The sequence below is a fragment of the Mucilaginibacter aquariorum genome (assembly GCF_024498135.1).
In the GTDB taxonomy this organism is placed as follows: domain Bacteria; phylum Bacteroidota; class Bacteroidia; order Sphingobacteriales; family Sphingobacteriaceae; genus Mucilaginibacter; species Mucilaginibacter aquariorum.
The window spans coordinates 222,043-242,984 of sequence record NZ_JANHOH010000003.1 but is presented as its reverse complement, the minus strand read 5'-3'; the positions used below and the strand labels follow the sequence as shown (position 1 = coordinate 242,984).

The window sequence follows — 20,942 nt, the reverse complement described above, 5'->3', positions numbered from 1 at the left end:
ACAATTAAATGTCAACCTGGTTTACGAATATAAGTTAAAAATCAAACTTTACGAAGAACCTTACACCCCATTCCGGTGCGCCCGGATGGTCAAGATAAGTGAAACGTTTAACCAGGTCTACACGCAGTAACTTAAATATGTTACCAATACCCACGCTGCCTTCCATATATGGTGTGCTGCCCAGGGCATAAGTGCCTGCACCACTACCAGGGAAACGTAACAATGATGGGTCGTTAGCGGGATTGTTCTCGCTGCGTACACCACCCCATAAACTCTTAAAGTCGATGATCTCGCGTAGTTTTAGTTTCTTTAATAACGGTATGCGGTTAAACAAAAATCCGTTAAAGTTATGGTCAATAGCTATGCTGGCGTAATGGTCGCTCACAAACTCCTGGAAGTTCATTAAGTTATATGACTGTAGTTGGAAAGCATAGGTTTGGTTGGCGTGGTGTATATCCAATAATGGGAAAGGCACTTTGCCAAACAGGTAGCCACCTTCGGTACTTACATCTGTAAAGCCCAATTGCGACAGGTAAAAGCGTTTGCTGATATTACCTATCAGGTTTTGATAGTTATACTCGCCGCCTAATAAACCTTTTATACCCTGTGTATAGTTAAGGGTGAAAATAGGGTACTTATCAGGTATTGGGGTACGATATAATTTACCCTGATAAAATTTTTCGTGCGGTGCCCAGCGTAACTGTGCAGATAGCTCGGTAGTTTGAATAAGGTCAATATTATTCAATGTACCGTTTGGCAACAAGTTTTGGTATAAAAGCGAACCTGCAGGTGTTTGGTTCCATTTTTTGAAACCTAACGAGTATGACAGGTGGTTGGTAAACTCGTGCACATAATCTAACCGGAAGATATCATTATATAACCAGATATCATTTGCACCGCGTTTAAACGACAGCAGGAAGTTGCTTTCCTGAACAAACTGCAGCTCCTGACCCGGTATTTTTGTATCGTGCTGGAAACTTGCCCTTATATAGTTTTGCGGGAACGAGTAGATAGATTTGTTATTGAGCGAGTAGGTACTGCTTAAAAAGTATTTAAATTTTTCGTCGCGGGTACCGTAAGCGCCATAAGTTTCAAAATAATAACGTTTGCTTAGCATAGGGGTACTACGGCCACCCACACGTACACGGAAACCTTCTACCGGGTTAAAGCTGTAGAAAGTGTTGGCAGGGCCAACTTCAAATGTCCCAAAGTTTTTGTAACCAGCCAGTACCAGTGTGGCAATGTCCATGGTTTTTTTGAACGATGGGATAGTTTGCAGGCTATCAATGTTTTTGTATATGCTTGCAGATGCCGCGTCTAAAGTATCAGGGCGGGTCATTTGCCAATAGGTATCATCTTTATCTTCGGCATTTAACGCGATAACCTGCGCCGGGCCTTTATAGGTTTCTTCGGTACGGGCATTGTTTATTACAAAATTGTTGATGGTAACCAAACGCTCGCCGTAGATACCGCCGCCTTTATTTTTGTTGATACCAAACTCTATCTTCAGGTCGCTTTGGCTTAGGTGGTACCTGCCGTCATTATTCTTTTCGAATGACAGGTCGGCCTGCATCTGGCGCACAAAGTTTAAGTTGATGTTTTTGTTTACGGTTAGCAACGCGTTCTGAACGGCGTAGTTGCCATCCATGGTGATATATATTTTACCTTCGAATAAAAGGTTGTTGGTGTTGCGTGGGGTAAAGCTCAGCTCTATTAAGTTTGGCTGAACGTCTTTAAGTGTATCGGTAATAAAGAACTTGTAAAAATCGGGCGAGCTGTTTGCAATAGGGCTCAACAACTGGTTACTTAATAACGATACGTTGTTATCATAGATATTAATATCCTGATACATGCGGTTAAAGTAAGCGGTAAGGCCCTGGTTGTCAACAAAGTTTTCGTCGTATTTTACTTGTTTGTTGGCAGTGATGATTTGTTTTTTAGCATAAGGCGCCTTACGGAAGTAATTATCAGATGTTTTTTCTTCCTGGTACATTGGTAGTAAGGTTTTACCGCCTATAGCAGTTGAATCCTGCTCGCGGAACAGGAACTGGTAATTTTTAAATATGCGTTTGTTACGAAATTTATCACTCAGGTTACTTAAAGAGAAATTCATGCGTTCGTACTGTTTGTACTCGGCATAGTTATAATTTTCAACTTGGTTTTGTGCTTTGTGGGCAATTACCTGGCGAATAAGCTCGACCGCGGGGTTATTCTTATTACTGTATTTTTTCTTTTTGGCAGATTTTACTACAACCTCGTTTAAAGAATGGCTGTCTTCTGTTAAGGCGATATTTATAGTTTGATCCTGGCCGGGCGTAACATTGCGGACAACGGTTTTGTACCCTACAAAAGATAGTTTTATCTGGTTAATGGTATTATCGGTAGTTGATAATGTGTAACGGCCCTGGCCGTTAGTGCCTACACCTTGCGTTGTGCCGGTAAATGATACCGTTACGTATGACATGGGCTGTTTTGTTTTAGCATCGGTAACAACACCGCGTACAACAGTTTGTGCATGCAGGCTTGTTAAGGATGAAAGCAAAACAAGTATCAGTATGATACTTTTATTAAAAATAGGGGTGAGTAAACGTTTCATTATATATGCTGTGAATTTAGATAGAGGCGTGATTTGTATTTTGTTGTTTTGCGGCAGGTTTAACTGCCAGTTTGCGAAGTACTTTAACTGTTGATGTTGCATAACTGCGAACAGTAAGCGTTAAAAACTCCATGTTAATATCAGCACCCAAGAAATTTTGTTTAAAACCTTCTCCCAAAACATTGATAATGTACTCGCCGGCAGACATGGTACGGTTGTTCCGCTTGCCTGCAGTTGATGTAGAATTTGTGTTTTGTGAAACAGCTGCATGCTCAGTATTTCTCTTGAAAAGAGAGCTGATATTTGGCTGGGGTAGAGATAACGTTTTCATTGCTGTGATAAATAACACTGCAAATGTAAACCAAGTTGACTAAAATGGTCAACTAAATTTACTACTTTAACGATATTTAACTTTTTGATGACAAAAGTCAGCCCGAGAGATATTTGTATGACATTTGTTACCTTTTGAACCTAAATTGCAGGTTGGCAGGGTAGGGTAACATATAGTGTATTAAATACACCCAAATGCCATATAAACGATAAGTGAGACGGGTAAATTAGGAATTATATTCTGAAATTTAATGATATGTAAGGGTACCAGCCTTCTTCTGAATGGCCGGCTAAAACTTGTAAAATTGTTAGGCTGGCAGGTGAGAAATAAAAGCCTCCGCCCACACCTGTGTGCCATTTGTTTGATTTTTCTTCATCGGCCCAAACCCTGCCGACATCATAAAAACCACTTAAGCCTAACTGGCCCGGTATAATGTAACTGGCAATATTAAACAGTTTAACCCGGCCCTGCAGGTTATTGAATACCATGTGTTTGCCCGCAAAACGATATTGCAGATAACCCAATAAATTCCCCTGCCCGCCCAAAAACATCGATTGGTAAAATGCGGGCTTGCCCAAGCTTACCCCGCCACCAATACGATCAGACAATACCACCGACCCACTGCTGGTTAGTTTCTGATAAAAGGTGAATTCGGGCCTGATCTGAAAATAGTCTTTTGAGTAGTTATTTAACCCCTTATATCCTTCCAGACTGATGTTGATATAATACCCCCCGGTTGGTAAAATACCACCAATGCGATTGTTGCTGTTAAGGTTAACAGCCAAACCTAAATGCGCTTTACTCTGGTTTACAGTCAGGCTATCATACGAGCCAATAAGCGAACTATTGCTGATCAGCCTGCCAACATTGTCACTCATATCCATACGGTAGTACTGAAACGATGGACCGGCGCTAATGGTGCTGTTTATGCCTGTATGCCAGCGCAGGGCAGGGTCAACCTCGTAGGTATCAAAACGGGTACGATAAAACCTGCGGTAATTGGGCTGCTGTTTATTTAAGGTTGTGCCGTTGCCCAGCCCAAAAAAGTTTACGGTGTTATCCGGTGCCTGTGCAACCACCTGCAGGGTAAAATCGGCCTTGCCTATCGCCTGGATCCATTCGCCGTTATATTTAATACGGAAAGCCTCGGTGGCAAAGGCATGGGTAAGCAGTAATTGTTGTGAGCTGGTATAAGGCAGCTTACGGAAACCATCATGTTTTGTGTATTTAAACCCCAGCCCAAGTAAAAAGCCATCATCGGCATTAATAGCCGCTGTTGCCAGGGGCATCCAAATATTGTAAGGATTGGTTTGCACGAAACGGGTGTTCATGGTATCGGCAGACAGGTGCTTGTTCAGCTTGTCGCTCATACCTTCAAACTTGGCCGCCGGTGTATCGTAAACCTTCACCTTGTTTGCCGACTGCACTACATTATAAACCTTATTACCTTCCGAACCGCCTATAACCCTCAGTTTTATGGGCGATGTTGTATTGTTAATGCTAATATTATCATCCCCGCCGGATGTGTACAGCCTTATTTCTTTAGTGAACTCGGGGCTATAGGTTATTGATAGGGTGCTGTCTTTCGCCTCGCCCTCTTTAGTTATCTTATTAACTAAAACATGTAAGCCGCCATTGGGTGCACCGGTTATCGTAACTTTTTCATTTTTATTACTCAAACGGATATCGGCAATTCGGTAAATGAAGCGGTAATAATCATCCATTGCTTTGGGGAGGGCCGCTCTGCGCGCCTTTAATTTAGCCAGCAATACATCGTGCCCCATTTTATAGGTATCGCCCGGCAGGTGGCGTAAACCGGCCTCAAATACTGCATCTGTTTCGGCGGCTACAAACTCATTTACTACACGCATCCATTGCTCATGCGTCATTTGCGCATTTGGATAGGGGTTTAAAAAACGGCTTTTATATATACCATACTTAAAGTTTGGCTTAGCCGTAAAATCACCCAGCAACGGGTTTATATAAGGTAATGCGGCAATATCCGGGAACAACCCTTCCTCCAGGTGAAATACCTGGTCGCGGTCGCGGGGTACGCCAATATAAAATTTGTCTTTACCCTTTTTGGTTTCGGCCCAGCGCCATTGATCTTCGTGGCGGTCCCAGTCGCCGATAAGCAGGTCCAGCATACGGGCGCGTAGAAATCCCTCGCCGTCAAAACTATTATCATGGCTTTTAACCAGGTTATCCAACATTTTAATAGTGTTGTCAGATTCGCCAATTGGCTCGCGTTCTTCCAGCAGGCAAACCGTGCCGGCAAATACTTTTCTATGCTCGCCAAGCGCATCATCATCAGCAATTACACCAATAACCGGGTTGGCATGCGGCACACGTGCGGCTGCAGCCAACGGTGGTACTATCAAAGCCGAATAGGGGTGCTGACCGCTCAGGGCATCTTCTATCCAATCTACCGCGAAAGTTCCCTGCAGGTTTTCGGGCAAAAGCTTATCGGGTGTTTTCTCCACGCTGCGAATCACCCATTCCTTGCCGCTTTTATCTTTTAACCGTAATGATTTTGATTGCAAACCGCCGCCTTCTTTTTCGGGGGTTAAGCCACCGTAAATTTCAGAAATGCGAATAACGGGCACTTTTACCGGGGTAGCCCATTCTTTACGATAGTTTTTACCAAAAAACCAGCGATGCGTACCACTAACTTTATCATAACTGGGGTGCACCTTTACAACCATGCTATCGCGAAAAACAGGTTGGGGGGCAGGCGTTTGCTGTGCATATATACATGATACCGCTACGGGCAGCATTATAGAAGTGATAAGTAGTTTTTTGATCATGGCAGTTCGGTTGATTGTGAGTAAAGGGGTATGCCGCATGTTATCAGATCAGTGAAAAAATTAACAATGGTAATTTTTTCACTGATCTATGTCGTAAAGTTATGAAATATCAATAGCTTATTAAGCCAATATCACCGTGCTTTAGCGTACTTAAATAGCAAAACGTTGCCATTTGTTATTTTATCGCCCTCGTTTGAGATGTATAAATTGCCTTGCCTGTCGAAAGCAATGCCTTCGGGCTGTAAAAATACTTTTGGGCTGATGGGGTAGGCTTGCAATACATTCCAGCGTTCATCAAGCACAACGATCATTTTATTTACCGACGATAACACATACCATTGTTTTGTAAGCGGGTTTTTTGCTAACGCGGATGGATGGAACTTCATTTTTGCCTTACCAATTAACGCGGCAATTTTTTGTACATCAATAGTAAAAGTGCCGCTTTGGGTAATATTGCCGTCGGCAGCTAAATTTAAAATGTAGCCATTGCATTGTTTGTTGTGATTTACACCCGCGCATTGTTTGCATAGGGCATACAGTTTATTACCATCAGCATGCAGTCCTTCGTATTCGCCGGCAGGCAAAATTTTCTTAAATTCTTTAACGCTGTTTATTTGCCCGGCCTTAACTTCGCTTAGCGGGAAGCTAAATAAACTGCCATCGCTACGCAAAATAACAGCCTGTTCATTTAGTATAGCTACATCTTCGTAATCGCCGGTTTTGCCAAATTTTGCCTGGTTTACTTTTGTATCGCCCGGGCGGAAGTAAAAGATCTTGCCTTCTTCATCCTGCTCGGCGTAAAGGGTGCTGTTGTCGCCTTTATTAAACGCAATACCCGATATTTCCAATAAGTCTGTTCCCATCTGGTATTTTACCGGGTTGTTCAGGTCGTATCCGGCGGGGCTTTTACCACCCGTGGTTTTATTCTGACTGCATGAAGAACCTATCATGCCTATTAGTAACAGAGAAAATATTACGGCTGCTTTCATGTTTATTCGTTTAAAGTTTTTAAATATTGATAGATGGCTTTTTGCGATTGTACCGCCTCGCCTTTAGCTTCGACTTTTATTTGATTTAAATTTGAATCTATATCTACCGCCTGTACATTATCACTTAATTGCAGGTTTACCAAATGGGTAATTTGCTCTTTAATAACAGCATCATAAACCGGGAAACAAACTTCAATACGATGGTAGATATTCCGGTTCATCCAATCTGCGGATCCCATAAATAACTCGGGGTTGCCATTATTGTTGAAGATGAACACGCGGCCATGCTCCAAATAACGGTCAACAATCCTTTTAATGCTTATGTTTTCGCTCATGCCTTTAACGCCCGGTATCAAACAACAAATACCACGAATGATTAGCTGTATTTTAACCCCGGCCTGCGAAGCTTCGTACAGTTTATTTATCATCACCTTTTCTTCCAGGTTATTCATTTTAATGATGATAGAAGCGGGTTTGCCTTGTTGGGCAAAGGCAATTTCCCTGTCTATTAAAGCTAAAAATTTGGTTTGCAGGTTAAAGCCTGCAACCAACAGGTGATTGAATTTTATCTGATTTTCTGCGGATGGCTTTTGGCGCTTGGCAAGGAAAATGAACAACAACTCTATCTCGCGCAGGATCTCAGGATTGGTGGTAAGCAGGATATGATCGGTATAAAACCTTGCCGTGCCCTCGTTAAAATTACCGGTAGCCAGCAAACCCGAGTAGGCAATACGGTCGCCTTTGCGGGTTTTAACCAGCGCTATTTTGGCGTGTACCTTTAATGCGGTAACGCTATAGATGATCTGTACACCGGCATTCTTCATCTTTTTAGCCCACTTCAGGTTGTTGGCTTCATCAAAACGGGCTTTCAGTTCTACTACCACTTTTACCTGTTTGCCATTTTTAGCCGCGCTGATAAGGGCGTTCACAATTTTAGAGTCGCTTGCTACACGGTAAAGCGTAACGTTTATCTCCTCAACATCGGGGTTATTAGCCGCCTCGTTAAAAAAGCGCAGAATGGTGTGGTAGGATTGATAAGGCGTGTTCACCAGCAAGTCCTGTTTAGCGATAGTTGAGGCCAAGGGCTCATCAATGGGTACAGGCAAACTAATGGCCGGCCATTTATCATATAATAGGGCAGGGGTATTTACCGGTAAGCTATTTAAATCTTTAAGGTTATGATACCTGCCGCCTACTACTGTAATGGCATTTTGAAGGCCGAGGTGCTGGGTAATGGCTTGTAGGGTACGCAGCGGCATATCTGCCTGGTGCAAAAAGCGGGTGGCCAGGCCGTTATCACGCTTCTGTAATTGCTGCTCTATTTGGTCAGATAGTTCGCCCGAATACTCGTCTTTCAGGTCGAGCTCGGCATCGCGGGTTATTTTTATGCTGTAACAGCCTTCAATAGTTTCGTTTTTGAAAAGTTTATTAAGATTGAAGCGGATAATATCATCCAAAAAACAAATGAACTGTTCGCCATCACATTTGGTAGAAAAAAACCGGGGCAAATCATCTGATGGGATATTTAATAATACCAACTCTTCTTTATCGGCCCCATTGCGTAACTGTATAATAAAATAGAGTTTGTTATTTTCAGGGAAAAACGTGGTATCGGCATTTAATACTACAGGCTGCAAAAAGGCCAGTACTTCCGACAGGAAATAATCCGAGATCTCTTTCTCCAGGCTTTGCGGCAAATCGCCGTTATACAAAAGCTTAATTTTATTGGCTTTTAATTCGGGGATAAGCTGTGTGCTTAAGATCTCGCCAAAACGTACCTGCTGTTGTAAAACCATGCCGGTAGCCTGCTGCAAAATATTCTCCTGTTCATCGGCATCAATAGCTTCGCTTTTTTGGCCTATGTTTTTTAAGGCCCTCAGCACAGGCATCCGCACCCTGTAAAACTCATCAAGGTTGGAGGAGTAGATAGACAGGAAACGGATCCGCTCTATTAAAGGTACGGTAGCAATGGCGGCTTCTTCCAGGACACGGCGGTTAAAGCTGAGCCAGCTAATGTCCCGGTTAAAGTATTTATAGTCCGGCATGTTTATAAACCTTTGCGATTATATATTGCCGAAGCTATAATGAACGCTATTACAGACGCTATTAACCCGAACATGAAAATGTTATAGCCTATGCGTAGTAACCTGTATTTTTTACCTAACACTACGCCTTGCGCATACACATCTTTTATAAGGCTGCCGTATAAAAACTCTTTATCTTCCATCATTTTCATCATGCCATAGGTGTAATCCTCTAATGGCATTTTGTAAAAGTTACCAAAGAAAAGCAGGTTTACCTTTTTTTCATCCACATCAGATCGCTGGAAAACACCTGTGGGGATTGACGGCCGGGTAGCCAGGATAGAAAACGTCATGGCCAGTAAGCTGATGGATAACAGAATGAACGTTGGGATAATTAAATATTCGTACTCGGTAAGCTTACGCAGCAGTATACTGATAACCGCCGATAGGATAATGGAGTTAACCGTTATCATAATATGTGCTTTGTTATCGGCCATATCGCTCAGTCGCTGATGGTTACTTGAGCTGATCCTGAACATGGTTTCGATACCTTTATCCGGGCGCTCAACCTTTAGTATCTTCTCTTTTTCTGACTTATGTGTATCAGTGATTTTGGCTTCTCCTGGTTGTTGCATGGTCTCGGTATGTTTTTCAATTGCCTTTTGTTCGGCAGCGGCAACTTTGTTTTTTAAGGTTTGGATGTTGGCTTGTTTACCACTGTTTAATAATACCTGGGCGTAATCGGTATGATACTGGTGGCTTTCTAAAAACTTAATGCTTTTACGGCGCCAGTCCAGCTTTGCCATATCGGCATGGTTCAGCGCGTTATATTCTTTTAGCATTTGTTTGTCCTTCTTAAAAAAATCGTCGGTACCTAAATGGAAAAGATCGGCATCGCAAACAATTTTTTCTAACTGTGTTAGCGGCTTTTGCGGCATTTGGGTTGCCAGTATACAGCCTTTTATATCTGCTATATCAGCTTCATCTACATTGTGTTTACGTAAAAAGTTTTCTGCCAGCACCGTGCTTTGGGCTTCGTGATGCTGAATGTCTATCATATAACCCAGGTCATGAAACCATGCAGCCGCTTGCACAATAAAAAAGTCGCGGTCGCTAAGCTGGTAGTGGTTGCCAATTTGTGTAGCGGCCCTTACCATATCCTCGGTATGCTGTTTATCGTGATAAACCAGCTTGTCATCAGCGTGTGCCTTGTAGTATGCTAATGTATATTCCCTAACCTGGCGAAGTAACTCGGGGTAATTCATGATATATATTTAGATGTAAGCAGATGGGCCCGATAATTTATTACCTGTGATTGACCCTTTCGGCGGTAAATATTATTTACTTTGGTATAAATATAAAATAAATATTTAGCCACGTATACATGAAGTTCGTCTGCAATAAATACTTCCTGTTGTTTTTTACTGTTATTCAGTCAATTACAATGCTTCCGTGCGCTACAAGCTCTTTGGCTCAGTCCCAAATTCAACAGTTTGATGACAGAGTAATGCTTAACCTGCAGCAAAGCCGTACACCCCCACAAACAGATGTAATGCTGTTTTTATCGCGTACAAATATGTATGGCGATATTGGTGTGCCTGCCGCGTTACTGGTAGGGGGTATTATTAGTAACGATAGCCAAATGCGCCAAAACTCGTTATATATTGCCAGCAGCACAGCGGTTTCTTACGGGCTTATGGTGTTGATAAAACATTTGGTTAAACGCCGCAGGCCCTTTGTGCAAAATATAAATATAGTGCCGGTTTACAGGGCGGGCAGCACTTCGTTCCCATCGGGCCATGCTGCCACCTCCTTTTCTACGGCTATGGCTTTATCAAATGCTTACCCCAAATGGTATGTAATAGCACCATCGTTTTTATGGGCCGGGTCTGTTAGTTACTCGCGTATGTACTTAGGTGTTCATTACCCAACAGATGTAACCGCCGGGGCGATACTGGGCACCGGAACTGCCTTATTATTACAGCCTTTGAAACGATAACAGACATTGAAAAGTAAAGTTCGATTGTTTGTTTCGTAGTAAAGTCATAAAGAATATTTTAATAGCATCAACCAGTTAATATATTACTTAAATTTGTTTCAGAATTTTATTGGTGTTGTAATGAACACTATAGCCCATGAATCTTAAAGCATTTGCAGATAGTCCGTTTCAGATACGTATATCATTCCATGTATTGATAGAGCGTTTGGAAAAGCAGGCCGCTTTAAAAAACGGTATGCGTTCTGCCGTGGCGCAAGAAATTTTGGACGAAATTGAGCCCTATCCCGAACTCAGAGAGGGCATAACCGATACAGATCAGTTAATGAAACATGCTGATATCATAAAACGGTTAACAGCAGATATTTTCCCCGAAGTACTTACACTAAACGAAATAAAGGCCATAACGGTCCCTTTTCAGGATGTGCTTTTTAACCAGAGCCAGCGCCTGCAAAACATATTGGCCGAGGCAGGTACGGCGTTTGATATTAATATAAGGGATTTTACCGAGCACCAGGTTTATGTTAACAGCTGTTGTATCATCCTCAATGAATTTTACGGCACAAACTTTAATTTCTCCAGGTCGTGGTTTTATGATATCCCCGATGCTAAGGGCATAATGAAACATTATCGCATTTTATACAATGCGGATTTTATGGATCTGGTACCCGCGCCAAATGCACCAATAATTACTGCCGAAGACATAGAACTGTTACGTGATAATTATAACGACCTTGTCCTGTGGAAAAAATATTTCCCTAAAGACAGCTGGATACTGAAGGGCTTTGCCATACTAAACATGTTTGATGCTACGGTTGAAAACGCTGTTTCGGCTTTGAAAGGGACGTTGTTAGGTGCAACGTATGGGAGTAATTTAAAGGATAATATTTTAGAAGTATTTCGTTCGATATATAAGATTCCCGATCTGGATATTGGTTTTACTTCATTTAATGATGTAGAGAATACGTTTAGTATTGCCACTTTTAACCCTAATCTTAAAAGTTACCTGGTACCGCAGGATGTAGAAGAGCAATGCTTTGATACACTTTGTGGAAGCTCCTTAAAAAAGCTGGTTGAAGAAAATGTGTATTTTGCCGTATCTGATGTTGCTAAATTTTTAATGAACGACCCGGGCAACACAATGGGCCGGCGGTTTTTAGAGCAGGGAATAGGAAGCCTTATATTGGCACCGGTACTTAAGAACGGTCATTTATTGGGCATAATTGAGCTGGTATCCCGCCGTGTAGGCGAGCTAAACAGCATCAATGCCAATCAACTGGAAATAGTAATGCCTTACATTACCGATACCATTGACAGGCAGTACAGCTACATGCAAAACCAGATCCAGGCGCTTATCCAAAACGAATACACCACCATACACCCAAGCGTTTACTGGAAGTTTAAAAAAGAAGCGGTTAAATTCATAAAATATCGCGGACTGAAAAAGGATTATGCCTTAAAAGAGGTGACCTTTGCAGATGTGTACCCGCTTTATGGGCAGATAGATATAAAAGGTTCATCAGATACCCGTAACCACAGCGTTCAGTTGGATCTGCAAAACCAGTTAACCACGCTTATCCCGTTGGTTGAACAACTGCACCTGTCAAACAACGATAGCAACATAGAGCAAAACGTACGTAACCTGCAGGAGTTGGTTATGGACGTGCAGGGCCCTCTTCGTGCGGATACCGAGCAGCATATCCAGACTTATTTAGAAACGCATATCCATCCCTTATTAAAAGCGGCGGACGGCTTTACTGTAACCTATAAAGCGGCAATAGACAACTACTTTGAAAAGGCTGATAAAAGCGGCTATTTCCATCATAACCGCCGCAAGTATGAAACTACTGTTGCGCTGATAAACGAGAAAATGGCTTTGCTGCTCGATCGTGCCCAAACACAGGCCCAGGCCGTGTTCCCGCATTATTACGAGCGTTTTAAAACCGATGGTATCGAGCATAACCTGTATATAGGCGCCACAATAGCACCGGCTAAGAGTTTTGATATTAGCTATTTATATAACCTGCGCTTATGGCAATTACAGGTATTATGCGAAATGGAACTGGAACACCATTTCCTGAAAACCACCCTGCCATATCCGCTGGATGTTACTTCGCTGATATTGGCGTTTAGTTTGCCAATCTCTATCCGCTTTAGGATGGATGAGAAACGTTTTGATGTGGATGGTACTTACAACGCCCGCTTCGAGATAGTGAAAAAACGTATCGACAAAGCTTTTGTTAAAGGTACAACCGAGCGTTTAACTGCACCGGGCAAGATCACCATTGTTTATACCAACCACGAGGAAGAGGTAGAGTACAAGAATTACATACGTTTCCTGCAATCAAAAAAAATGCTGGATGACGAGATAGAGATGCTGGAAGTAGAAGACCTGCAAAGCGTATCGGGTTTAAAAGTATTGCGTGTAAAAATACTTTACAACACCAGTTTACCGCTTCGCAAGTTTTTTAGCTATACAGAACTACTGCAGGAAGCCCAAACACTTGCTATTTAAGCTTGTAATACATGCTTATGCCTCACTAACCGTTTAGCATCCGGCTTTTTCTTTTTGATACGGTTAAGCCACATCATAACCCCTGTAACCGGGAAAATAAGCGAAAGCAGACAAACAATAAAACTGATTACTTTGGTTGGTAACCCGTAAACGGCCCCGGTATGTATTGGCTTTACTAAAGCCCTTGCCCGCTGCCCCAGGCTCTTATCAGCAAAAAGCTGCGAACCTGCCAAATCGCCGCTATATTGATCAATAAAATAGGTATCGGCTGTGCTTTCAATTGCGCCTTGTGGCAAAATATTGATGCTGAATGTACCGGTCGAATCTTTTGGGGTACGGATGGTATAAAAAGCGGCTATATTTATTTTGCCCGATAAGCCCTTTAAAGCTTCATCAATAGTTAAAGGCTTAGCACCCGCCTGGTAAACCGATTTTGGCGGTTTTGGCTGCTCGGTTTGTATTACTGAACTGGTTACGGCATATAACGCTTTATTAGCCCATTTAAAAGACATGATCAGTCCGGTAGTTACGGTAATGATGAGGAAAACGGATGTATAGAAACCGGTAACCAGGTGCAGATCGTGCGTTAGGCGTTTTGTGCTGCCATCCCATTTTATTTTGAGGCGCTGCCGCATTATATTTTTGGTTTTGGGCCACCATAGTATTACGCCTGTTATAAGTATAAACAGAAACAAAAGCGTAGCAATACCCACTATCAAATCCCCGGCACTATCCTTACCTGCCAGCAAAAAACGATGGTACATTTCTACACTGAACAAGAATGATTGCCTGCGGCTATACTGCCCAACAAGCTCCCCGGTATAAGGGTTAAGAAACAGGACCAGATTTGCCCTTTCCGCTTCCTTAGGCTTTTTGTCTTTGATATCGCCACCGCGGCCTTTTTTATCCTCCTCGGGTTTTGCAAGTTGTTTATCCTTGTTGCCTTTTCCTTTCTTTTCGGGAACTATAACACCAAACTCAACTGTACGTTCCGCATCATTATACACCATTATAGAGGCCGGCTTAGCTTTAGGCATTTGCTTTAAAGCCATTGCTTTTAATTGCGATAAAGGCAGCCGGGCGCCCTGTGGTTTTACGTAGTATCTTTCCGGGTGCAGGGCATGGTCTATCTCTTTCTCAAACACCAGCACCGTTCCTGTAAGGCACGAGCCAAAAATAATTATGCCCGCCGCAAGGCTCAGGTAAAGGTGAATATTGCGGAAAAATACTTTCATATCTCTTATTTATTATGAAACCGGGCTTGTTTTGCAAGCCCGGTTTGTTTTATGGTATCTGTCCTTAGATTAAAACTTGTAGCTAAGGGTAGTTAAGAATTGCTTTGGCGGGATAGGGTTAACACTGTAGTTTTCGTGCACATTCCAGTTTAGCACATTGCCAATGTTCGAGATCTTACCAATGATGGAGATCTTTTTGTAAGTGTAACCCACAGAAGCATCAACAGTAGTAAAATCTGGTACGGGAAGTAGCCTTGATGCGGGCTGTGGCTGGCCCGGAGCAGGATCTGTAGCCGGGTATACATTGGCGAAGCCTGCGGTACGGTTGCCCAGGTAATAAACCGATGCGCCAACCTTAAAGCCTTTAAGGCTGCCATCATAAAAATTGTAGAAAACACTTGCGTTGGCGGTGTGCTTGGGCACATTAAGTAAAGGCTGCCCCGGTAAAAAGCTACCCGGAGATTTTGGCGTATTTGTATAACGCGCGTTGATGTAGCTGTAACCGGCTAACACATCCAATCCCTGGAAAGGGTGGCCTGCTATATCCAATTCCACACCATCGCTTCTGGTTTCGCCTACCAATGCCTTTAGGGTTGCATTAGTATTTGGTGTTACCCCATCAGGGCCAAAAGGAGCTGTTTGCGCAAGGTTGTTATTTATTATACGGTACGCGGTAACATTTACAGATAGGTTACCATTTAGGAAATCATTTTTTACACCTGCTTCAAACTGGTCAACCAATGATGGATCAAGCGGGTTGTTGTTAACATCGGTACCGGTATTGGTTATAAACGAATTTGAGTAGCTGGCAAAAAGAGCGGTATTGGCAATTGGTTTGTAAACGATACCTACCCTTGGCGAAAATGCCTTGTCTTCTTTACCTTTAGCAAAAGCCGGAGTTAGGTCTGGTGTATAATATCCGGTAACATTGGTAGGGGATATGTATTGGTAAGACCAACGGATACCCGCTAAAACTTTTACTTTTTCTGATAAGCTGATCAGGTCGTTAAAATAAGCGCCAAAGCGGTTAGTTGGTGTTAGTACACTGTAAATAGCATTCATTACAGGCATATCTAAACGCTGCTGATATTTGTTCAGATCAAATATGTTGATCTTGTCGTAAGTTGCCGATTGGATATTACCGTTCTGATCAATATAGCTTGATACGCCTTTTGAATCGAGCTTACCATCTTTTATTGCTGCAACAAAAGTGTTATTGGTGTTATTATATCTATCAGCATCAAGTCCAACTAAAATATTGTGCTTAATAACGCCTGTATTAAACTGCCCGGTTACGTTAAACTGCGCTGTGTAATAATCCTCAAGGGTTTTAGCGCGGTTTAATGGGCGCGACCAGTCACCAATTGCATCCGGCTGTACACGCTCTGTGGTTTGGTACTGGCGGTCAAATCTTTGGTAGGAGAAACCTCCGCTTAATTGCCAAAGGCTATTTATCTGGTGGTTAATGGTAGCTGTTGCAGTGGTTTGTTTTGTTTTACCCCAAGACCATAACGGGCTTAGGTACCTGCTACGCGGTACATTGGCAATAATGTTATTTGTTTGCCCTATACCAAAATCTGGGGTGAAGTCATAATTAAGGTAATCGCCTTCCACTACAATGTTTGTTTTATCACTGATCTTGTAAAGTAAGGAAGGGTTAATGTAAAACCTTTCCGATTTTACATTATCGCGGTAGCTGTTTGCTTTTTCATAGGTTCCGTTTAAGCGGTAGGCTAATTTGGATGATATAGGGCCGTAAACATCAAAGGTAGGTTTGTAAAGGTCGTAGCTGCCGTAGGTCATGCTCACCTGGCCGCCTTGTGTAAACTTTGGTTTTTTAGTCACCATGTTTAAAATACCGCCTGGTGCAACATTGCCGTAAAGCAGGGCTGCACTGCCTTTTAAGATCTCAACACGCTCCAGCGAGCTCATCTCCGGGGTAGCCCCTGAGTTTATCCTGAAGCCGTTTTTAAACATGTTAGTGCTCGAAAAACTATAACCGCGTGCACCAAAAGTTTCTTGTGTATTACCGCGTGCGCTATACAGGTAAATGCCGTTCGCGTTTTTTATAACATCGCTTAAACGTAACGATTGCTGCTGATCAAGCACATCGCGGCCGATTACGGTAACACTTAGCGGAAGGTCAATAGGGGCAATGTTCATTTTGCCTATGCTAAGGTTTTTCCGGTTAATGGTTTTGGTTGATGATACAACCACCTCATTTAACTGGGTTGAGTTTTCTGAAAGTACAAATTCAACATTGGTAGTTTGCCCCTCGGTAACAGTAACCGTTTTCTGTTCGGTTAACGCCCCTGCATAAGATATTTTTAAAGTATAGGTGCCGGGCTTTACGTTGCCTATTATAAAAGAACCATCATCTATAGTAGTAGTTCCTTTATTTAAACCAACAATGCCTACGTTAACAAATATAGCGGGTTGGCCATCGCTGGTTTTTACGTGACCGGTTATTTTACCGTTTTTGCTGTCATCATCATTATTTGCTTTTATCGAAGTAACGCTTACGAGTATTAAAAGCATTACTAAAGGGAGTTTAAAAAGGTAATTGTGTAAATATTTGCACATGTTATTTAGATTAATTCCAATTAGGCGCAAAAATAGACACGCAAATCGTAATTCCAAACATTATTTAGAATTAGTTTAAATAAGTTTTAAATAACTGTGAAAAACTTAATATTGTTCCTGTATATCTTTAAATTGATACTTTTGCCTTGTGAAACTGCTTTGTATCATTTTCTCTTTTATCGTAGTTCTGTTATCTGTTAAGCCCTGCTGTACAGATAGCGATTGCGATGCTATGGTAAAAACAGAGCACGCAGATACAGGCAAAGCAAAGGATTGCACAGGTTGCTCACCATTTTTTTCGTGCGGAACATGCGTAGGTTTTACCATTTCAAAAACAGTAACAGCAAGCTTATTATTAAGTCCTGTTAAAACCGCGCAGATCTATCCCCCTTATCAGCAGCCCGATATTAAGGAAGTTTCCCTTTCTATCTGGCAGCCACCTCAAATAGGTTAATACACCATTTATGGCCAACACAGGCCCGTTCCAGTATTAATTCTAATTCTAAAAAATGAAAAAACTTACTGTGCTTTTTATAGCACTGCTTTATACAGCTATAGCCTATTCTCAAAATACATTTACAGCCATACTTAAAGATGCCGTAACAAACCAGCCGCTTATTGGCGCTACGGCCTCATTAAAGGGCACAACTACCGGCGCTACATCTGATACTTCAGGATTGATCACATTAAACAACCTGCCTAATGGCAAACAGGTAATTATTTTCCGTTATATAGGTTACGTAAACAGACAGGATACCATCACTTTCCCGCTTACACAGTTGCAGCCTATGGAAATATTGCTGCAAGCCGAAGAAAATGAACTGAGCGAGGTTGTGGTATCTGCAACGCGCAGCAGCCGTACCATTGCCAATATCCCAACAAGGGTGGAGGTAATATCCGGCGAGGAACTGGACGAGAAAAGCAATATGAAACCCGGCGATATCCGCATGGTACTGGCCGAAAGCACGGGTATACAAACCCAGCAAACATCGGCAACCAGCGGTAACTCCAGTATCCGCATCCAGGGATTGGATGGTAAATACACGCAGATCATCCGCGATGGCTTCCCGCTGTACTCCGGCTTTTCGGGCGGGTTGGGGCTGTTGCAGGTTGCCCCGCTTGATCTGAAACAGGTGGAGGTGATAAAGGGCTCGTCATCTACCTTGTATGGCGGCGGCGCGATAGCCGGGCTGGTAAATTTGGTATCAAAAACACCAACCGATGAGCGGCAATTAAATTTGTTGCTCAATGGTACATCTGCCCGGGGATTGGATGCAAGCCTGTTTTACGCGCAAAAATTCAGCAAAATAGGAACCACCATTTATGCGGCTTATAATCACGGCTCGGCCTATGACCCGTCTGATATCGACCTGACTGCGATCCCAAAGTTTAACCGCTATACCATCAACCCAAAACTGTTTTTCTATTTTAATGATAACACCACCTTAACTGCGGGTATTAATGCCACAGTAGAAAATAGGATAGGGGGCGACCTGCATTATATTGAAGGTGATGGCGATGCCCAGCACTCGTACTTTGAAGAGAACAAAACCGGTCGTTATAGCACCCAGGCCGAACTGGTACACAAGCTAAACAGCGCCGAAAAGCTGATCTTTAAAAACAGCGTTAGTTTTTACGACCGTACCATAAACCTGCCTAATTATCGTTTCTCGGGCGAGCAGCTCTCTACCTATACCGAGGCCAATTATATTCGCAATACCGCTACATCTGATTGGGTTGCCGGGTTAAACTTTTTGACGGATGATTTCCACGAGAACAGGAACAGCAGTTTCCCTTTGCGCAGTTATGAAAACAACACCATAGGCGCTTTTATACAAAACACCTGGAACGTAAGCGATGCGTTTACACTGGAGAGCGGTGTAAGAGGCGATTATCACAATCAGTATGGTTTTATGTTCCTGCCAAGACTATCCGGCTTGTGGAAGATAAACTCGCATTTCTCTACCCGGTTGGGTGGTGGCCTGGGTTATAAAGGCCCAAATGTATTTACCGAGGATGCCGAGCGGATCCAATTTAGAAATGTATTACCTATTGATGTAGCCAATACCCGTGCCGAGCGTTCGTACGGCGCTAACTACGATATTAATTACCGTACAGCTATATTTGATGATAAGGGGAGTTTCAGTATCAACCAACTATTTTTTTACACCCGTATAGAGCATCCTATATTACTTACCCAACTGGCCAATGGTAATTTGCAATACCAGCAGCCACCGGGCGACCTCAACACCAAAGGCATCGAAACAAACATTAAAATAACTTATGGCGATTTTAAGCTGTTTGTGGGTTATACACTGGCCGATGTAAAGCAACACACCGGTAATGTAATAAATAGCTACACCCTGGTTTCAAAACACCGGCTAAACAATGTGCTGATGTTTGAGATAGAAGATCAATGGAAGATTGGCGCAGAAGCCTATTATTTTAGTCCGCAGAAACTGAATGACGGCGCTACGGGTAAAGCCTACTGGACAACTGGTTTAATGGCAGAGAAGCTATGGAAGCGTTTTTCGGTATTCATCAACTTTGAAAACCTTACCGATACCCGCCAAACCCGCTTTGATACTATTTATACCGGCAGTATCAGCAACCCAACTTTTAGGGATATTTATGCCCCTTTAGATGGGTTTGTTGTAAACGGTGGTATTAAACTGAAACTTTAATGAGGTTTATAAGGAATCGGAACAAGTTGTCAATTATCCCACTTAAACACGTATATGTCACTTTGTTCGTACCCTTCATCAACATTGTATCCGGTTCCGATATATCCATTATTTCCAATACTGAAACCAACCGGCGCCTGGCGACCAACACCCGGTAAATTGGGGAGTTGGATCCAGGAGCCTGTTTCCTGATCATATTGCCAAAAATCTTTTAAGTAACCCTTGAATTCAAGCGCCAATGGAGAATAACCCCCACTTATAAATCCTTTATTATCAATAGAGTAACCTGCGGAAAAGGTTCTCCCAAAACCAGGAATATCTTCTTTCTTGATCCAACTGTCCGTAATAGGGTTGTATTCATAAAAATCTCGCAATCCCTCTGTGTCTTTATCAATACCAAATCCAATATACCCTTTGTTATTGATGCTTATTCCTAAAGCCGCAAATCGTGGCGACCCCGGAAAGTCTGCTTTTTTTGTCCATTGGTCGGTCGCGGGATTATATTCCCAAAAATCCTGGTGAAAGGGCATGGCATCAGTACTGCCAGTACCTGCATATCCCTTATTTCCAATATTAAAGCCTACGGCCAGGGATCTATTTCCACCTGGAAAATCTGCCTTTTTTGTCCATTGGTCGGTCGCGGGATCATATTCCCAAAAATCCTTCTTACCACTTCCTAAACCTATGTAACCTTTGTTCCCGATACTGAAACCAATTGCACTTGATCTTTGAATGCCTTTAAAATCAGATTTTAATGTCCAACAATTACTTTGTGGACTATATTCATAAAGTGCACCAGTACCGGCTGATCTGTCAAACCCAGATACAATATACCCTTTATTACCTATACTGAAACTCACGGCAAAAGCACGCTGGCCACCCCCAAATGGGGCTATTGCACTCCATGTTCCGGAAGGTGCCAGTATAGTTTCAGAAGTTGATGATGCACTTGTTGCAATCATATCTTGCTTCACCTGATCCTTTTTGCAGGAGAATAAAAATATTAAAGTTGCAATCCACAGGGTGGTGACAAGAGCGCTTTTTAAGATTTTCATGGCAAGAAGCTTAAGTTATATTAAAAAATATAACCTAAGCTAACGGTATTTAAACTATTAATTAAGAGTGTTTTAAAATTGTAAAGAATATGAGAAAAAGGCGTAATAAATGTAAAGGTAAATGTGG

13 protein-coding genes are annotated in these 20,942 nt (G+C 42.4%); 4 read left to right on the top strand and 9 right to left on the bottom strand.

The features are described from left to right. Window positions 1-34: 34 nt before the first annotated feature. From NPE20_RS16180 to NPE20_RS16155, 6 genes are all read right to left on the bottom strand, one after another. Window positions 35-2,596, bottom strand: a complete 2,562-nt coding sequence (locus NPE20_RS16180; protein WP_256539720.1) for a DUF5686 and carboxypeptidase-like regulatory domain-containing protein — start codon at window positions 2,594-2,596, stop codon at window positions 35-37. A 16-nt stretch (window positions 2,597-2,612) separates the two neighbouring features. Then, on the bottom strand, window positions 2,613-2,927 hold the full coding sequence (locus NPE20_RS16175) for a hypothetical protein (RefSeq protein ID WP_256539719.1): 315 nt from the start codon (window positions 2,925-2,927) through the stop codon (window positions 2,613-2,615). A gap of 233 nt (window positions 2,928-3,160) precedes the next feature. Then, entirely contained in the window at window positions 3,161-5,734 is a 2,574-nt protein-coding gene (locus NPE20_RS16170; RefSeq protein WP_256539718.1) for a BamA/TamA family outer membrane protein, read from the bottom strand. Window positions 5,735-5,865: 131 nt separating this feature from the next. Further along, entirely contained in the window at window positions 5,866-6,723 is an 858-nt protein-coding gene (locus NPE20_RS16165) for an SdiA-regulated domain-containing protein (protein ID WP_256539717.1), read from the bottom strand. A gap of 2 nt (window positions 6,724-6,725) precedes the next feature. Further along, the gene (ppk1, locus tag NPE20_RS16160; RefSeq protein ID WP_256539716.1) at window positions 6,726-8,768 is read right to left on the bottom strand and encodes a polyphosphate kinase 1; all 2,043 of its coding nucleotides are present in this window, start codon (window positions 8,766-8,768) and stop codon (window positions 6,726-6,728) included. Window positions 8,769-8,770: 2 nt separating this feature from the next. Further along, entirely contained in the window at window positions 8,771-10,012 is a 1,242-nt protein-coding gene (locus NPE20_RS16155) for a Pycsar system effector family protein (RefSeq protein ID WP_256539715.1), read from the bottom strand. Between the two features lie 242 nt (window positions 10,013-10,254). On the opposite strand from NPE20_RS16155, the gene NPE20_RS16150 reads away from it, so the two are divergent. Together NPE20_RS16150 and NPE20_RS16145 are read left to right on the top strand one after the other, a co-directional pair. Then, entirely contained in the window at window positions 10,255-10,746 is a 492-nt protein-coding gene (locus NPE20_RS16150; RefSeq protein WP_256539714.1) for a phosphatase PAP2 family protein, read from the top strand. A 136-nt stretch (window positions 10,747-10,882) separates the two neighbouring features. Beyond that, window positions 10,883-13,258, top strand: a complete 2,376-nt coding sequence (locus tag NPE20_RS16145; RefSeq protein WP_256539713.1) for a GAF domain-containing protein — start codon at window positions 10,883-10,885, stop codon at window positions 13,256-13,258. On the opposite strand, the gene NPE20_RS16140 is transcribed toward NPE20_RS16145, so the two are convergent. After that, entirely contained in the window at window positions 13,255-14,493 is a 1,239-nt protein-coding gene (locus NPE20_RS16140; protein WP_256539712.1) for a PepSY-associated TM helix domain-containing protein, read from the bottom strand. The two genes, NPE20_RS16145 and NPE20_RS16140, sit on opposite strands and share 4 nt — an antisense overlap. A 69-nt stretch (window positions 14,494-14,562) precedes the next feature. After that, window positions 14,563-17,031: a TonB-dependent receptor gene (locus tag NPE20_RS16135; protein WP_256539711.1), complete on the bottom strand. Its 2,469-nt coding sequence runs from the start codon at window positions 17,029-17,031 to the stop codon at window positions 14,563-14,565. A 193-nt stretch (window positions 17,032-17,224) separates the two neighbouring features. On the opposite strand from NPE20_RS16135, the gene NPE20_RS26975 reads away from it, so the two are divergent. Both NPE20_RS26975 and NPE20_RS16125 read left to right on the top strand, forming a co-directional pair. Beyond that, window positions 17,225-17,530, top strand: a complete 306-nt coding sequence (locus NPE20_RS26975) for a DUF6660 family protein (RefSeq protein WP_354003259.1) — start codon at window positions 17,225-17,227, stop codon at window positions 17,528-17,530. 55 nt (window positions 17,531-17,585) lie between these two features. Continuing rightward, a complete protein-coding gene (locus NPE20_RS16125) occupies window positions 17,586-19,760 on the top strand; it encodes a TonB-dependent receptor (RefSeq protein WP_256539709.1) in 2,175 nt (724 codons plus the stop codon). Window positions 19,761-19,789: 29 nt separating this feature from the next. Here NPE20_RS16125 and NPE20_RS16120 read toward each other — a convergent pair whose 3' ends face one another. Further along, a complete protein-coding gene (locus NPE20_RS16120) occupies window positions 19,790-20,815 on the bottom strand; it encodes a Kelch repeat-containing protein (RefSeq protein WP_256539708.1) in 1,026 nt (341 codons plus the stop codon). Window positions 20,816-20,942: the final 127 nt, after the last annotated feature.

What these genes read in the sequence shown, in the direction of transcription:
- NPE20_RS16125 (WP_256539709.1), top strand. Translation starts at nt 17,586, where the DNA reads ATGAAAAAACTTACTGTGCTTTTTATAGCACTGCTTTATACAGCTATA.
- NPE20_RS16120 (WP_256539708.1), bottom strand. Translation starts at nt 20,815, where the DNA reads ATGAAAATCTTAAAAAGCGCTCTTGTCACCACCCTGTGGATTGCAACT.
- NPE20_RS16145 (WP_256539713.1), top strand. Translation starts at nt 10,883, where the DNA reads ATGAATCTTAAAGCATTTGCAGATAGTCCGTTTCAGATACGTATATCA.
- NPE20_RS16135 (WP_256539711.1), bottom strand. Translation starts at nt 17,031, where the DNA reads ATGCTTTTAATACTCGTAAGCGTTACTTCGATAAAAGCAAATAATGAT.
- NPE20_RS16155 (WP_256539715.1), bottom strand. Translation starts at nt 10,012, where the DNA reads ATGAATTACCCCGAGTTACTTCGCCAGGTTAGGGAATATACATTAGCA.
- NPE20_RS16170 (WP_256539718.1), bottom strand. Translation starts at nt 5,734, where the DNA reads ATGATCAAAAAACTACTTATCACTTCTATAATGCTGCCCGTAGCGGTA.
- NPE20_RS16150 (WP_256539714.1), top strand. Translation starts at nt 10,255, where the DNA reads ATGCTTAACCTGCAGCAAAGCCGTACACCCCCACAAACAGATGTAATG.
- NPE20_RS16180 (WP_256539720.1), bottom strand. Translation starts at nt 2,596, where the DNA reads ATGAAACGTTTACTCACCCCTATTTTTAATAAAAGTATCATACTGATA.
- ppk1 (WP_256539716.1), bottom strand. Translation starts at nt 8,768, where the DNA reads ATGCCGGACTATAAATACTTTAACCGGGACATTAGCTGGCTCAGCTTT.
- NPE20_RS16140 (WP_256539712.1), bottom strand. Translation starts at nt 14,493, where the DNA reads ATGAAAGTATTTTTCCGCAATATTCACCTTTACCTGAGCCTTGCGGCG.
- NPE20_RS16175 (WP_256539719.1), bottom strand. Translation starts at nt 2,927, where the DNA reads ATGAAAACGTTATCTCTACCCCAGCCAAATATCAGCTCTCTTTTCAAG.
- NPE20_RS16165 (WP_256539717.1), bottom strand. Translation starts at nt 6,723, where the DNA reads ATGAAAGCAGCCGTAATATTTTCTCTGTTACTAATAGGCATGATAGGT.